The sequence below is a fragment of the Glutamicibacter sp. GQ173 genome (assembly GCF_059759215.1).
Genome location: NZ_JCAXDT010000005.1, coordinates 83,685 through 100,097 on the forward strand (window position 1 = coordinate 83,685; position 16,413 = coordinate 100,097).

General features: G+C 52.4%; 8 protein-coding genes. 2 read left to right on the plus strand and 6 right to left on the minus strand.

Going from position 1 to position 16,413, the window contains the following annotated elements; translation table 11 throughout:
• Positions 1–136: 136 nt before the first annotated feature.
• The 3 genes from AC6CHO_RS09635 to AC6CHO_RS09645 all read right to left on the minus strand — a co-directional run bounded on the left by AC6CHO_RS09635 (position 137) and on the right by AC6CHO_RS09645 (position 8,058).
• Positions 137–2,524 (minus strand): polysaccharide pyruvyl transferase family protein, encoded by a 2,388-nt coding sequence (locus tag AC6CHO_RS09635; protein ID WP_498214809.1) that lies wholly within the window; start codon positions 2,522–2,524, stop codon positions 137–139.
• Positions 2,525–3,574: 1,050 nt separating this feature from the next.
• Complete coding sequence (locus tag AC6CHO_RS09640) at positions 3,575–5,419, minus strand: glycosyltransferase family protein (RefSeq protein WP_498214810.1); 1,845 nt, start codon at positions 5,417–5,419, stop codon at positions 3,575–3,577.
• A 35-nt stretch (positions 5,420–5,454) separates the two neighbouring features.
• Positions 5,455–8,058 (minus strand): polysaccharide pyruvyl transferase family protein, encoded by a 2,604-nt coding sequence (locus AC6CHO_RS09645; protein WP_498214811.1) that lies wholly within the window; start codon positions 8,056–8,058, stop codon positions 5,455–5,457.
• Between the two features lie 266 nt (positions 8,059–8,324).
• Between AC6CHO_RS09645 and glf the strand changes: the two genes are divergently transcribed.
• Positions 8,325–9,497, plus strand: a complete 1,173-nt coding sequence (glf, locus tag AC6CHO_RS09650; protein WP_498214812.1) for a UDP-galactopyranose mutase — start codon at positions 8,325–8,327, stop codon at positions 9,495–9,497.
• Between the two features lie 407 nt (positions 9,498–9,904).
• Here glf and AC6CHO_RS09655 read toward each other — a convergent pair whose 3' ends face one another.
• On the minus strand, positions 9,905–10,879 hold the full coding sequence (locus AC6CHO_RS09655) for a glycosyltransferase family 2 protein (protein WP_498214813.1): 975 nt from the start codon (positions 10,877–10,879) through the stop codon (positions 9,905–9,907).
• Positions 10,880–11,781: 902 nt separating this feature from the next.
• On the opposite strand from AC6CHO_RS09655, the gene AC6CHO_RS09660 reads away from it, so the two are divergent.
• Positions 11,782–12,102, plus strand: coding sequence for a hypothetical protein (locus tag AC6CHO_RS09660; protein WP_498214814.1), 321 nt, complete (start codon positions 11,782–11,784; stop codon positions 12,100–12,102).
• Between the two features lie 272 nt (positions 12,103–12,374).
• Here the strand turns inward: AC6CHO_RS09660 and serA are convergent, their stop codons facing one another.
• Complete coding sequence (gene serA, locus AC6CHO_RS09665) at positions 12,375–13,970, minus strand: phosphoglycerate dehydrogenase (protein WP_498214815.1); 1,596 nt, start codon at positions 13,968–13,970, stop codon at positions 12,375–12,377.
• Between the two features lie 267 nt (positions 13,971–14,237).
• Positions 14,238–14,936 carry a class I SAM-dependent methyltransferase gene (locus tag AC6CHO_RS09670; RefSeq protein ID WP_498214816.1) on the minus strand — a complete coding sequence of 233 codons (699 nt, stop codon included), beginning with the start codon at positions 14,934–14,936 and terminating at the stop codon, positions 14,238–14,240.
• Between the last annotated feature and the right edge of the window lie 1,477 nt (positions 14,937–16,413).

Here is a 16,413-nt window from a genome sequence, read left to right on the forward strand (position 1 = left end):
AGGTAAACCGAATTCTAGGATCATTTTTATCCGACTCATTCGTTGCTTTCCACTTCTTTCGAAAGCTGCCGAACGGCCATCGACCAACACTAAAAATATTCTCGACGGCCGCCCGGAACATGATGAGAAATAAAACTTATAGCGCAAAACCTCTAGGGAAAGCGTCCAATAAATTGTTGAAATCAAACTTATTTTTTGGAAGAGAGGCCCTCGATATCAGTGACCTGATCAAATGATCAGAGATTTGATTTGAATCAACAGAAATTTCCGCAACTTGTTCTCGGTTTAAAACGGAGAAAAAGTCTTCGAACTTGAACTGATCTCCCGCTAAAGTAACATCTTTTATCCGGAGCCAAATCCAAGGGACACCGTAAGCTTGGGCCACGATGATGCCGTGTAACGATGTCGAAACTACAGCAGTTGCGTTTGCAATATCAGAAACAACTTCTTCCGCCGAACGCTCTACATCGAGAACGCTAAACTTCTCGCTAACACTCTGAAAATGCTTCGTGTGTTGATAATGCGGAATGATTACTGGATGGTGACTGGCTTGTGGTGCTGGTTCAAAAGTTCTTGGCAACAGCAACGCAGGATCGCCAAATACGCGGGGAACATTCCAACCTAGTTTTTGAGTCAACTCCTTGTACGTCCGCCAGCCTCTAACAGCATGAATCTTCAAAGGTTTCCGGGCACTTAGGTGCTGAATGCTCTTTGCATGTAGCGGCGCAATGAGCCCACTCCCCCAAATCTCCGTCCCACCACGTTCGAGGAGGTTTAGAACTGAGCCAACAGTTACGAGACAAGGACCCGTTTCGTCCGTATCCTTCATGTTTTTCGGCTCACGTCCAGTCAACCCTTTGACTAGTAGTGGTCCGATCAAATCACCGAAATTCGTCCTACCCTGCCACCAATAAGTCGGGATTGACCACGAGGACGATACACTCTCAACGGCTGGATTGTCGTAGTTGAAAGCCTGTGCTCTTGTGAGCAACCACATGATTTGGTCAAAGAAAGCACCAGCCACATGGTCAACGCCAGAACGCGAATCAGCAATAGACATCAAGAGTCTTCCCGAGCCGAGATATGAAGATTGCGGGCGTGGACGATATAGGGATTCCAACCACTTTTCGGCAGCTTCGTCGGCTGCCTTTATTTCAATAGCTATATCAAGGCCATAGAATTTGAACTCAAATGCTAAGCCACGTCCGTAGAGTACAGACCCCAGCTTCAGAATTTCGTTGGATCCGCTATGAACTTGCTCTAGCGAAAAAGTTCGTTCCATCGAAAAAATCCGGTTGGCCAATGAAACCATAAACCGATTCTTGTGCTTGAAACCAACTTCTAAATTCATCCGGTTTGGATCCGCGAGTGAGTTCACCAGCATATTTCCTTGCTTAATTCCGCTATTAATTAGGGCGGAAACTAGCTCAATGTCTACAACGTGTTTATCTGGGTCGAACGCGGCGACGTTTGTTCGCTTCGTTTTCCAATTCGAACTTATTCCAAGGAAGTGCCTGTGACAAACATCCTTGGTACGTAATAGTTTTACGCCTGCGATACTATGGGTTTTCCACTGCGTTGCAGACGCACATGCATCAGGTCTTATCGACCACTTTTGCGTCGTCGGCTTGGAATTTTTATCATAGTAAATGAAATCCTTGAATGAAACCTGCGTTTCATTCGACTCGTTTTCGTCATTTACAGTTGTGATCCACCGGCCTTCATAAACGAGACCAGGTGCACTAGAGTCACGCATTAATTCGCCCAAGTTACGGCCGTTCTCAGTCATTACCAGCTCGTCAATATCGGCGCTAATAACAAGATCTGCAGTCTTTAAGAACCTGTATCTCGCGTGTTCTAGGATACTGTATTCGGTGAAGTCAGAGTCCCAAGGAGCATTTACGACACCGCCCCAATTACCACCTTGCGGTCCAAATTTAAATGACCACTCAACTACAATTGCAACCTCTAAACCATCAATAGTATTCAAAGTGTCAATTAAGTCTGAAGTGCTATAGTCAGTAGAGTCATTGTCGTAAATAAGAACAGCGTCAACTCCTTGAGTTTCGACATGAAACGCAACCCAGTCACGAATCCAGCGCAAATCGTTATTTTTCGACTTTGTGACCAGGGCCTTTTTCCCGTTAAATATGCCCGTGTAAGATTTCCCTACCTTAACGGAAGCAGTCGCGAGGTCACCGCCAAATTCCATCGTTTCGGCTAGACCATCAAATCGCAGCCATGAATGCTGAGTTCGATCCAAATCTGTGAATTTACTTTCAAGCTGTTTCTTACCATTTACCGTAAATTGCAGATTCTCCACGGAAGGCTTCAAATTTAAGAGAGGTGGCCCAGCCAACCTGACTAGCTCACCATCCGTGTAAATGTCGTAAAATAAAGTACTCGAATCGAACTTTGAATCGTAATCCTTTTGCCGTAGTTCAACAGGTCGGGGTTTTGATCTTAAAATCCCATTACCTTCATCAAGGGAAACGGAGTTCAATGAAATTACTTCTGATATCAATTAATTTGTCCTTAAATGAAAAATTATTTTGCCCGATTCGGTGATCAGTTCGCCACAATAATAAATGAATACTTCTACGCCATTTAGGCTATAGGCTGATGAACTCAAAACCATCCTCTTGATCCCACAATTAAAGCATGACTTCGATTGCTCCATTAGAAACGTGAGTTATACCTGCCTACCGCCTGTTAAGTTATGCTCATAACCAAACTTAAAAGCGAATTTGATTCAATTCTCATTCACATAAATACGGTTTTGTATAAATTTCTGTAACTTTTTATCCTGGTTTCTTGAAAACTCAGCCCGGGCTATAAGCTCACAGACCACTCTCAACGAAACGACCAACGTAAGCATGGAATGCTCGGTCTCTGTGGCATTCCTTCTTGAATCATAGATCGCATGAACGAACGGCGGCGATTTGGCCACTTCCCTAGGATTCCATGAGTCTACAAGGTTGGTGGCCCCGCGCGACAAAGCACGCAAATTAAATGCAGGTGCGTGGAATGATCTTCGCCTAACACCAGACATGGGTTTGCTCGGCATAGATTCATCCTACAGCACTGATTAAAATCTAAAAGGGCGTCGTCCTCTGTCCATGTGGTCTGTCTGGTTCCCTTCATATCCTCTTTTGAAAGATAGTTCGCTTCTTATCGATTTCATCACCGCACGATTGCAGCAGTGATTTCGTTACGAATCCGCCAAGTACGATAACTGTCAACAGACGTACAATCGTGCACCGAGTCGCGCCCTGGTGCTTGGCGCAAAGAAAGAGCGCTATGTCCACTTTGCGTGGAGATAGCGCTCTTTCAATCGCTAAGTCTTTCTTTGAAATGGCGAAGAGGTCAACTCCATGATCATGAACCCCAGCCTCCGGACCTCCTTGCTTCGCTAAAAACTTTCGTTCAAAAGTTGGTTTCGGACGCCAAATTCCTCAGATACCAGGAGTTCCATAGTCACTTGGATTGAGTCCGGGTTATGGTCTCAAATATCAACCATGTCAGGGGCAAACAAATGGATCACAGTAAGTTCCTGTCAGGAATTAGATTCCTATTATCGCTTGACAGACGAACCAGTGTCGCCAAGATTCAACTTGTCGGTCCAGTACGAATCTGAAGTCAGCTGATCGTAGCCGTCACGCCATAGTCGGATATTCTCCTCGTAGGCCGAGCGCAAGCGCATGGTGTTTCGTGCCAACCGCAGCGATTCGCGCCAGAACTTCTTCTGGTTACGACGGACAACGTAGGCCGAGGACTGGTCACCGTTGAGATACGTGATTTCCTTAGCCCCGTAGACCTTGCGGTAGTCATCTCGGAACGGCGAGGAGAGCGTCAGGTTTGCATCGGCTTCCTTGCCCAGGGGAAGCAAGTGGCCGTTCAAGGTTGCCAGCAAGAGCGCACGCGAATAGCGAGGCTTGTCCCCATGCAATTCATCCGGGCGTGCCTGGACAGGCTTCCATGCTTCGTCTTTGGTCAGCGCCTTCAGGTCGGCACGCCTTCTCGACATGTCAGCGTGCTTGTCGAAGAACTTCGGTCCTCGAAGCACATCTTCGAATGCAAGGTTGATGGCAGCAAGTGTGTCGTAATGGAAGCGCATGACATTGCGCATGTAGAAGCTGGCCACCATTTGCTGCAGCTCAACCCAGGAACGCCGCTTCTCCGGAAGCGACAAGTGATGCACCAGGTGGCTGCGGAAGTCCAAATACCAAGTCATCGGCGAAGCCTTGTCAGTGAAGTTTTCCTGAACTGAAGCAACGCCTGGCAGTGAAACAATGTCGAAGTCATTGACCAGCGAGAAACTCACGTCATCGCCACGCACGAAGAACGGGAATGGCAGGTGCTGAACCTGGTCAACCGGGAATGCGAAGAACCACCAGCCGGCATAGAGATCTTCTGGTGCGGGAGCAGTTGTCTCGTATTCCATGTTGAACACTGCATCGCGGTTACGGAGGTCCAGGCCGTGGTATCGAGGCTTGCAGCCAAGCTCGAATTCCGCGCCGTTCTCCCAAATCTGCCACCGGTGAGAAGCATTGATCATCGAACCTGCGACTGCGGTGCGTGGATCCTTCGCAAAGGCCAGCAGCCACCACGTGCGGGACAGCGCTTCCATCTGGATAGACGCGTCATCATCCATGAACAGGCAGTGGGTTGCCCCGATTTCCCGGGCTCGCAGCAAGCCGCGGGTGAAGCCGCCGGCTCCGCCGAGGTTTTCGTTGGCGATGATTTCTACGCCGTCGCCGTCCTCGACCTTCAGCGAATTACCGTTATCAACCACGGTCATGCTGATGTGCTCTTTGAGCTCCGAACCTGCACGGAATTCGCGGAATCGGGAAACCGTGCTTTCAACTTCGGCTTCGCGGCGGAAGGTGGTGACCGAGAGCATCAGCTCTGGGGTCCGAACTGGTTTTGCCGTGGTAGCCCACGCAAAGTCTTCCAGTTCACCGTCCTGCAGGGCCATCAGGTCGAAGAACAGCAGGGATTCGTCGGAAGTCGACTCGTCAACCACTACTGGATGGCTGTACAAGCCATCGATCGTGACAACTTCGCTGACAATCTTGTGCCACGATTTGTGCCGGTCTGCCTGGAAGACATTCAGTTGGTAGCGCCCGGTGCCCTTGAGCTGGAGCTCCAATGGGAGATCGCCGCAGATTCTTTTCCACTTACCGTAGTTGAATACGTTGTAGTAGGTGCTCGTGGAGAGCAGTCCGCCCGGTGCGAACTCTGCCACGCCTCTGCTCAAAGAAATGCCGACGGGACCATAAACATGAAAGTGCGCTTCTTGTTCCGTGGAAATCCCTGCTTGCAACCAGATACCTGGCTGCACGGGATAAGCGGTGCTTGACTCGGTCATGTCTGGTCCTTCAATCTGTTCCTGCGCAATTGCTGTTGGCGTCGTCATACTCTTGTTGCGTTCCTTACCGGTTTATCTAAGTTCTATGCGTGTCGCTTGAGAATGCTGTCCGATTCGACTCGCTTTGAGCGAGGAACCAGAACGTTCTTGTCGAAATTGCCGACGGCTACGAACGCGATGAAGACTTCATTCTCTGGAATATCGACGATGTTGCGGATCTTCTGTTCCTTCTCGACACCCATAGCGGTGTTCAGCAGGCACGAGCCAAGCTCCATCTGGGTCAGGCCGAGGAGCAGGGACATCATGAACAGTCCGCCGTCAACGAAGGGCTGATTCCGTTCTGGAGCAAAAAGGAATGCGTCAAGATCTGCCGTCACCAACAGCAAGCGCGGTGGGGCATTGAATCCGTAGAATCCTCCCTGGACATCCAGGAGCTGCTTGATGGTCTCCGGATCATCGAACTGGTGCACGCGGGCGCCTTGGCGGCTGCACACCGATGGCGACTGCATGGCAATCTGCACTGCCGCCGAGATGGCTGCATCATCCACTGGCGTGTCAACGAATTCGCGCACGCTTCGGCGACCGTACATGACGTCCATGAACGCGCGGTCATCGTTAGGAGTTTCCACTGGGTCTTCGCGGTGGTTCGCCGCAGGGAACGCGCCGCCCTCCCCTACTCGGCCATTGGCAATGACTTCGAGGGCCTGGGCCGAGAAGAGCTTGCGGAAGTGCGAGACATCCGTGTTGGTCTCTTCATTACGAGCGAAGTAGGCCTTCATGACCGAGGCCGAGCTCTGCACGATGGTGTCGTCGGTCCCGAGTCCCCGGTTCAGCCACGCGTTCATTTCCTTGGCAAGGCCTGGAATTGCGATGCGACCGAAGCCTGGGCGGAAGTTGCTGTGGGTCAGGCCCTTTTCAATGGCGTGCGCATGGAAGAACATCCGTGCGCGGATTCCGGTAACCGAATCTGCCGAGCGGCCGCGGCTAAACGAGCGGACCTGGGATTCGAAGTCGTGCAGCGCCAGGCGGCGTGCTTGCTTCGAGAAGCCCTCAACGATTTCATCATCAGACTTCGCAGCAGGAGCAGGGGCTGCAGGTGCCTTCGATTTCACTTCCGTAATGGAGATCTCGTGAACTTGGGCGCCAGCCTTCGGGCCGGTGAAGTGCAGCGCACCGAGCATGACTTGGCTGAGGCCGGCTTCGGCCACGGAGAATTCGAATTCGTCGGTGCGCAGGTTGCCCGAGCCCTCAGCGACACTTGCCTTGCCGATGACCTTGAATGCCCCGGACTCAGGATTCCTCAGGTGGACGTTGATGGTCTTGGTCTTGGTCGTGGGTGCCCACTGGATCTTGAGTCGTTTCCTCGTGCCTGGAGTCAGCGGTTCTGGCAGGTCCGTCCACACGTGCTTTCCGCGCAAGTCCTTGTCCTTGCCGACGCTCAGCGAAACGCCCCCGTTTCCCTTGGCAATCGACCAGATGTCGCTATTGGCCGAGAAGTCCAGATCCAGCGTGTGGCTTTGCGAGGGGATACTCTCCGAGGCGGCGACTGCTTTGCCGTTGTCAATAGCTGCAGATGACTTCATTGAGGGGTCAAGCGCCGATTCAAGCCATTTCAGCGAGTACTTACGTCCGTTCTTGATGTACTTGCGCGCTTTGGCGAAGTTGATTGAACGGGTGACGTTTTTGTTCTCGTTGATGGTCTCAACCGTGTCGCTCTCGTAGACCCGACGGGTGTCGCCGAACCCCAGAGATGAAAGCAAGTTCTTGAAACGGTCCGCGCCACGCTTGTTGTTGTAGATGGACGAGAATGGCTTCTCGAAGATCACGGAGAATGCAGTTCCGTGGAAGCTATCGGTCACGACGTAGCTGGCGTCCTGGTAGCCGCGCAGGAAATTCTCCGGTGCATCGCTGGCGATGAGTTCTGCGCGGGGTTCGTCGGCCCAGATTTCCTGCGCTGCCTTGCGGCCTTCATCCGGATTGCAGATCACCAGGATCTTATCCAGTCCGACCTTGTCGGCAATGGCCATCGCTGTGGACTTCTTCTCCGGCGTCGGATCGAGGAAGAAGACTGCCAAGTACTCGCCTTCTGGTGAGATCGATGCCTTGGCGGCCAGTTCCCTGTAGTGGTCTTGGTCCAATAGGAATACCGGGTCAACAACTAGATCCGCCTTGGTGCCAAAGATGTCGCGAGCGGTGTCCACCGCGTAGTTCTCACGGACGGAGATGGCTTTGAACTTTTGGAGGTTCTGCGAGTGCTTGGCAATGAAATTCGGCTTGAATTTCTCGGTTCCGCGGTTTCCAAACGAAGTGCCGTATGCAACGCGATTGCGATTGGGAGCAACAAAGTCGAGGAAAAGGTCGTCGTTTACCCGCCCGATGAGGGGGTTCCACAACTGGTCGCTTCCGACAACAAACGTGTCGGCCAGTTCGTTGAGCTTGTTGAGCTCCGAGTAATGCAACTGCTCGGTGTACTCGTACCCCGTTCGGCGCGCGAAATCCATGGAGAGAATTGCGTCAGGCCATTGGACACGGTATCCGTTGTACCCCACGGGCTCATGAACCATGAGTACCGAGCGTCCCAGATTTTCGATGGCACGATTCAGTCCGTAATAAGTCAGAATTGATCCGTAATTTTTGCCGTACCACCATCCGAGGACAGCCACATCATACTTTTTCTTCGGATCCACCAAGGGGAATTTCCTCATTCCTTGTCTTACGCATCATGCATGAACTAGCGCGTAACCGCCTTGCGGCTCCGCGGGCTCGCCTGCTGATCGGCCATCTCTGACGAGCCGACAGCAGGTGATTTTCTGGTCTCGGGAATCCACGTTATCAACAAATTTATTCTCCATCTGTTGGGCAATACTCGTATGACAATTTGTTTACGTTAAGTACACCTCTCGTTAACCTGCCTTTTATGGCCCGTTGCTGAGGTGTGGTTAGACTGCCTTACATGGATACAGATCTATTAGTTGTCGGGTCCGGTTTCTTCGGCCTCACCATCGCGGAGCGCGCAGCAGACGCTGGTCTCAAGGTCACGGTCATCGACCGACGCGCACACATTGGCGGAAACGCCTACAGCGAACCTGAGCCAAAAACAGGCATTGAGGTGCACCGATACGGAGCCCATCTCTTCCACACGTCCAATGAGCGAGTATGGGAATACGTGAATCGCTTCACCAGCTTCACCAACTACGTTCACCGCGTTTACTCAACGCATAACAAACAAACCTTCGCACTTCCTGTCAATCTGCACACGATCAATCAGTTCTTCAACGCCGCATACACTCCTGACGAAGCACGGGCATTAGTAAAGGAGCAGGCTGGAGAATTTAATGTAGAAAATGCTAAAAACTTTTACGAAAAGGGAATTGCCCTCGTAGGCCGACCATTGTTCGAGGCCTTCTTTGCACACTACACGGCCAAGCAATGGCAAACATCCCCTGAGAAGCTTTCAGGGGATATTGTCAGCCGACTACCAGTTCGCTATAACTATGACAACCGCTACTTCAATGACAAGTACGAAGGCTTGCCAGTCGACGGCTACACCGCCTGGATCGAAAGAATGGCGGATCATCCGAACATTACAGTTCAGCTGAATACTGATTTCTTTGATTCGAGCCAGCCGTTCAACAAGAAAGACATGGTGGGGCAGGTTCCGATTGTCTACACCGGCCCAATTGATCGCTATTTCGATTACAGCGAAGGTTCATTGTCCTGGAGGACGTTGGACTTTGAAGAAGAAGTATTGGATGTCGGTGACTATCAGGGAACCCCGGTGATGAATTACCCGGATGCTGATGTCGAATTCACACGTATTCACGAGTTCAAGCACTTCCACCCGGAACGCAAGGATAGCTACCCGGATGACAAGACCGTCATCATGCGGGAGTTCTCTCGTTTTGCAAGCCATGACGACGAGCCTTACTACCCTGTGAATACCCCAGAAGATAGAACTGGGCTACTCGCGTACCGCGAACTGGCCAAGAAGGAAGATAACGTCTTCTTCGGTGGCCGGCTGGGGACCTACCAGTACTTGGACATGCACATGGCTATCGGTTCTGCTCTTTCCATGTGGGACAACCAGATTTCGAAGATTGCAGAGACCTTGAAGGTTTCGCAGTAAAGCACCACTGAATGTGGGTGTGCCCGCAGCTAGCAATTTATTGCATGCCAGCTGCGGCCACACCCACATTTGCTGTTTGAAGACGTTCTCCGGAACTCGCGCTCGGAACCTAAAAGACGCCCCCGACGCCTTGACCTCGGGATGCAACGGGTTGAGTCCTGGAATCCCGCGACAAGGGATACGCCCAGATTAAGCCTTTCTAGCCGGAGGCCGAAGCATTGGAAATGCTTCTTATGCGGACTAAAATTGCGTGGCCTCTGAAGCCATAAATACATGTTCGTCCACAAGAAAACGGAAGACTGCGCACACAAATCAGCGTCGGCATTCCAACGCTTAAGAATGCATCGAATCACTGCATATCAGGTCAGGCAATTGATACTGCTACAAGGCGAGTAATTGCCCTTGGGCTAGTGCCTACGCGGCTTCGTCTTGAGTGGAGCCATCGGTTTCCACGAATTATCGTTAGCAATTCGCTGACCGTCGCGAAGGCCTTTAAAGAGGTTCGACGTCCCGCGGATAGTTTTTTCGACCAAGATGAGGCGCAGTATTTCTTTGGCGAACGTGAGCGCCGTGCCGAGCGCAAAGGCACCCGGATACCACATTCCGTGGAAACGATAGTATTTCTTGAGTATTGCCCGATTTCGCATGATGTAATAGCGATACGGATCGCTTGAAGCGTTGAAATGGCGAATGCCCAGATCAAGTTGCCTGATGTCGCGCGTGCGTCGCAGCACGAATTCATTGACGATAACTGCGGTGGTGATCCGCGATGCCAACCAGCCATAAAGCTGGTCATCCCAGTAGATGAAGAATCGTGGGTCAGGCAGTCCAATACGACGGACCACATCACGGTGGATGAACATCCCCTCGAAGCACCCGGAATTCATCTCTCGATACCCGGTGGCGTCAAAGTCGCTTGGTGCAAAAGGAATCGGGATGGCCAGCCGATCAGAGATTCTGTACTGCCAATAGAATTCGCTGCCGTCATAGTCGTAGCGTCGACCTTGGATGACCTGGAAACGTTCTGCCCATTTTCCCATTTTTCCAAGTCCATCTGAAATGACTTCGACATCGTCATCCATCATCCAGATCCATGAGGCGCCTAGTTCATAGGCTTTCTTCACACCGGTGTGGAATCCGCCAGCGCCGCCGGTATTCGTCGGAAGCTTCTCGTAGACCACTTCGGCATCAAGATTATCTGCATGCTTCTGGACGATCTCGTGCGTATCGTCGGCAGATGCATTGTCGATAATGACGAGGTGGCCGGGAGAAGGATCCATTGTCTGAATGCTTGTCAGAAGGCGGTCGAGTAGATGCGATCGGTTGTACGTAACGATCACGATAGCAGTGTCAGACGGGGCGAAACTCGTCTTTTCGGTCATCGCCTGGTCTCTCGATTCATCCCTCATAGCAAACCAAGATTATCCCAATTAGTAGATCCCAGCGACTTCATGAACGACCTGCGATTAGTAATAACGTAGAATCAACCAAATATTAACCTTGCGTTCACTTGAACGTTTCATGAAATTTGCCTGTGAATTCTCAGATGGATGCGGACTTTACCATCGCAAGCTTGGGATTATCCGAATGCGCACCTCCAATAATTCCAGCGGATAGCACGTACATGACCGGCACAGTTTCGAGCGGGCTCAAGCGAGAATGAAAGCTCACTTGCAATCATCTCCCCCATCCACAGACAGGCGCGCATGCGCAGCAGCCGACCGAGGCACCGCTTTTAGTGTGCAGTGCCGCTACTCAATCCAGATCCTCACCAGCACCCTTCGCACTAGCGGCTATCTACGGCTCTGCATGCCAGCAGGGTTCGAACTAGGCGTCGAAGGGGTGGATATTTCCTGCTCAATACACGTAGTCGCTGGCTGCAACGCCACAGTTACTGCCCATGACAGCCTGTACTGTGGCAATAATGGCACACCAACCCCGCAGTGATATACGGGAAACCGTGCTGGGCGAGCCCAATGGCACGGAAATAACGGCGGAGATTCCAGCGGACATTCCCGCCCCGGCGTCACCGCAAAAACCGGGTTCCCCGCTTCTGTCATTGATCCACCGGAAGACACAGCATCCCCGGACTACTTATTCTCCGGCGTACCTTCCACCGCGTCCTCTTCTGGTGCTGGCAAGTACAACCACGCCTTAAGCAAGCCGGCGACCAACATCGTCCCCGTGCCCGGTGGCACCTACTTCAAAAGCTACGGCGCCCACACAGTCTTTAATGGCGGCACAACATCTAGCAGCAATCCTGCAACCGCGGAACGTCCGCCTCATGGATCCGCAGGATCCACCGCATGACTCCCCACCGATCACGGTCCTCGACGGGAACGATACTCCGGAAACCGCGATCACCGGGGCCTGGCATCAGGCGAGGATCCAGCTCTGCTTCCTCCAGATGCGCCAAGCGATGATCAAGCACCTCGCCTTGGGCCCATGTGCCTTCCCAGACCATAAGCTACTCTCCTTGGCCAAGGTATTGATGAAAGTTGCCACGACGGATCAAGCAGGGCACCGGAGCGAACATCGGCAACTCGCCCGGCGCTTGACGCCGCAGCGCCCCATAACGCTCGCGCGCTGGCATACCTATCAATAGGCCGATAGCCTGCAAGACCCATGGCCGAACGTGGAACGGAGTGCAGATAGTGCGGGAGGAAGACTGCGGATCCTCTTCGGTTCGTCATCTGTACACCTTTTTGGCGCAATACCCGGGAGTTCTGGTGCAGATGTTAAACGAGACAACCCGCCTGCTTGACCTGGCAGTCAGCAGACGGGTTGAGAGGGGCCAAATAATCAATCGCTCATGTTGGACACCGCATCACCAGATGGATGAGGTAGCCGATGAACGACATGGCCAATAGAGCAGCTCTAGTCTTCGAGGTTGATCTCGCGAGCTACGCTAGCGCCAATGGCAGCGCCGACAACATCGAGAACGCCGGCTGGCAGAGCCGAGTCGATGCTGATGACAGCCAGCGCTTCGGACTTCTTCTCGTCGCGGGAAACCTGCATGCCGGCAATGTTCACGCCCTGCTCGCCCAGTACATTGCCCAGCGAGCCAACAACACCTGGACGATCCGCATAGCGAACAACGATCATGTGGTCCGAGATTGGGATTTCGATCTCGTGACCGTTGATTCCCACAAGCTTCTCAATCTGCTTCGGGCCGGTGAGGGTGCCGGCCACGGCCAGCTGGGTTCCTTCGTTGGTGGAGCCCTTGATAGTCAACTGGTTGCGGTACTCAGGCGAATCCGGGGTGGTGATTAGGCGGGTAGCGACTCCACGCTGTTCTGCGAGAACCGGAGCGTTCACGTAGGAGACCTGCTCCGAGACGACATCCATGAAGACACCCTTGAGTGCCGAGAGTTCCAGGGCCTTGACATCAAGTTCGGCGATTTCACCAGCTACTTCAACGTCAATGCTGGTCAGGGATCCAATTGCCAATGCGTTGAAGATACGACCCAGCTTTTCAATCAGCGGGATGCCCGGGCGTACATTTTCATCGATGATGCCACCGGCAACGTTGACTGCGTCTGGCACCAATTCGCCGGACAGCGCCAGGCGAACCGACTTGGCGACGGATACTCCGGCCTTTTCCTGGGCTTCATCGGTCGATGCACCCAAGTGAGGAGTGACGGTGACGTTGTCGAACTCGAAGAATGGAAGATCGGTGCTTGGTTCCTTGACGAATACGTCAATTCCAGCGCCAGCAATTTCCTTGTTCTTCAATGCTTCGTAAAGTGCCGCTTCATCAACCAGTCCACCGCGGGCAACGTTGACCACGTAAGCGGTGTCCTTCATCTTGGAGAAAGCATCCTTGCCCAGCATGCCCACGGTTTCCGGGGTCCTTGGCATATGGATGGTGATGAAATCCGCTTCAGCCAAGAGCTCGTCAAGCGGCAGCAGGGTGACACCAAGCTGTGCAGCGCGTGCTGGGGTGACGTATGGGTCATAAGCGACGATTTCCATGCCGAAGCCCTGCAGGCGAGCTGCGACGAGGGCGCCAATGCGGCCCAGGCCGATAATGCCGGCCTTCTTCTCGAAGAGTTCAACACCGGTGAAGGAGCTGCGCTTCCATTCGCCGTTCTTCAGCGAGGCATTGGCTGCTGGAATTCGGCGGGCCAGTGAAACAATATGCCCGACCGTCAGCTCGGCAGCCGAGATGATGTTCGAGGTTGGAGCGTTCACCACCATGACACCTGCCTGGGTGGCAGCCTTGATGTCGACATTGTCCAATCCAACACCTGCGCGGGCGATGACCTTCAGGTTCTTCGCTGCATTAATGGCTTCTGCATCCACCTGGGTTGCAGAGCGAACCAGGATCGCATCTACATCGGCAATGGCTTCGAGAAGCTGAGAGCGGTCCGCACCGTCAGTCTGACGAATTTCAAAGTCGGGACCGAGGGCAGCAACGGTTGCAGGGGAAAGTTGCTCGGCCAAAAGTACGATGGGCTTAATGTCAGACACGGGTGTGGCACCTTTGCGATTTCATTGGGCTGATGCTTGCAAGACAGCAGCTTCAAAAAGCCTGCCGTCGATTCAAGCGTAACCCTATGCATCCTTCGTTTTGGTGCGAAATCACGCATGTTACGCAGTGAAAACCCTACTTTGTGAAAACTTTCACTTATTACATAGAATGTGACAAGCCGAGCTTCAGCTAATCAGTTTTCTCATCACTCCAGCCCTGCTTCTGAATGCCCTAAGCCCAGGAAAGTCCTCAAACCCAGCAGGCTCTCAATTGGCCCTGAGAACGAAAAATATGAAGCTCAGGAACGCCTCCCGTTCGCGCAGCGCATCCGGCACAATCTCCTGCGGTGCGTCCTTCGAATAGGGCGGTTCCCAGATGCGCTCAATGGAGTACCCCGCATCGATCATCGACGAAACCATGGCGTGCAGTGGATGATGCCAATACGTCAGCTCAGCCGCATGCCCATTCAAAGTCACTTCGTCGCTGTATTCGGTGACCTTGAAATAGTCCGATCCCTTATGGTTCCAGGGGTAGAGAATTGGATGATTGACCGACAAGATCAATCGGCCCTTGGGTTTCAGGACGCGTCGGACCTCTTGAAGGGCGAATGACCAGTCTGGCAGATAGTGAAACACCAAGGAAGAGACGGCATCGTCAAAAGAATCGTCTTCATAGGGAAGCCGCTCCCCCAGCCGGGCCACCCGCAGATCGATTGATGCGCCGAGCCTTTCCCGTGCCAATTCCAGCATTTCTGGACTGGCATCAAATCCTGTCACCGATGCCCCGCGGGATATCAATTCCCCGGCCAATGGGCCAGCGCCACACCCGATGTCCAGGATCTCGCGACCTGCGACATCAGCGGCCAATTCCAGCATAGCTGGTCGTTCATAGTAGGCATTAAGCAAACTGGATTCATTTTCCATAGCGTAATCCTTGGCGAACGAATCGTAATTGCTGGCAGCCATCTTTATACCCCTTGTTTGGATTGCTTTCGGACGAGTGTAACAACAACCGAAGCACAAAAGACGTCATGGAATGCCGAGCCGCGGTAACGTGGCCATCCAGGTGCCACACTTGACCTCTACCCCACGCCATAACTGATAACTCGCCACTTTGGACTTCGACTGGCTACTCCTTGTTCCCTGCTGGCGCCCTCAGGGTGACAGACCTGAAGCACTATCAGAATTGTCAGGTCTTAGTGCCCAGCTTCTAAATTCATCCATTGCAGATCCCTCGGATAGCTATTTGCACTTATTCTTATTTGCCGAAATAGGAAAATATTCCTGCGGCACCGGCCGGCCATGAGACCGTCCAAGACCCCCAAAGCTCCCAGGCTGAGAACATTCAATTATCCGCCCCAAATTTTCATATACTCCGATTTTCATTTTGAACACTTGGCGAATAATATTCTGCATAATAACTCTCTGTATACCTCGAACAAATTCCCGAATCGATGATTCATGATGAGAATATTTACCGGGAATTATCGCATTGAATTGAGGGACATGGCAATCACTCAGGCAGGGCGCCGTTGACCCGATGCGGCATTTCGTCCAACGGGCACCAAGCTCGAAATAATGCTCTATCTTCAGCCTGCTGGCCTTGCGCTATGCCTTGGGCAGGCCGATGCTCTCGGCGTTATATCTGCTGTAGTTCGCACTAATTGCCTGCATCGCGGCCACTTTCAAGTTGGATTCGGAAAATTCAGCGCTTCCAAGCTAAAAGTATTCTCTGGTTACTCAAAAGTAAGAACGAGTAAGCGGCTCGACTATTGAATGCAGCCTAGTTCATAACTGCCGAAAGCCATGATGTTACGCAATTCAGTGCCGAATATATAGGATTTAAAACTTTGTTGACGAAACCTATTCGGATGTATACGCTGACGGTTATAACACTCGCATAGAAGCTGGGTAGAACAGCAAAAACTTGGGGCACGTCGTTCTCTCGTGGGGATTGAACGATAAGTATTACCGGACTTTTCATTTTTGATGAACAGTTCGGCGACAGGTCACTCTTAAACGCGCTCTCAAGAACTAATCTTCCCAGCTTCACACTAAAATTTGGGGAAATCTAGTGTTTGGCAATCCTGTTGGGGACAGAATTGCGCGCCGACGGAGACGTCGCCGTGACCAATTTATGAGGACAGTTCTGCGTTCAAGAACGTACAGGACATCGTCCGTTGCGATTCTCGCATTCACTCTTATCGCTGCATCGGGCGCGGCTGCATCACCGGTACCTGCAGAGCAATCAACTGCGACCGAGGTTTCGAGCGAACCGAGTGCCTCGACGGAAGCCACGCCTTCCGATCCTGCCCCGGTTCAAAGCACATTGAGAACCGACGAGCCAGAAGCGCCGGCACCAACCGCGGAGGAAACCGTACGGCTGGCTGGACCAACGGCTAGTGCATCGAGCACGCCTGATACTGCTACCGTCCCGTCTGAA

Excerpts from the sequence above, each read along its gene's own strand:
- AC6CHO_RS09655 (WP_498214813.1), bottom strand. The coding sequence starts at position 10,879 with ATGACCGAAAAGACGAGTTTCGCCCCGTCTGACACTGCTATCGTGATC.
- AC6CHO_RS09660 (WP_498214814.1), top strand. The coding sequence starts at position 11,782 with ATGGATCCGCAGGATCCACCGCATGACTCCCCACCGATCACGGTCCTC.
- glf (WP_498214812.1), top strand. The coding sequence starts at position 8,325 with ATGGATACAGATCTATTAGTTGTCGGGTCCGGTTTCTTCGGCCTCACC.
- AC6CHO_RS09670 (WP_498214816.1), bottom strand. The coding sequence starts at position 14,936 with ATGGCTGCCAGCAATTACGATTCGTTCGCCAAGGATTACGCTATGGAA.
- AC6CHO_RS09640 (WP_498214810.1), bottom strand. The coding sequence starts at position 5,419 with ATGACGACGCCAACAGCAATTGCGCAGGAACAGATTGAAGGACCAGAC.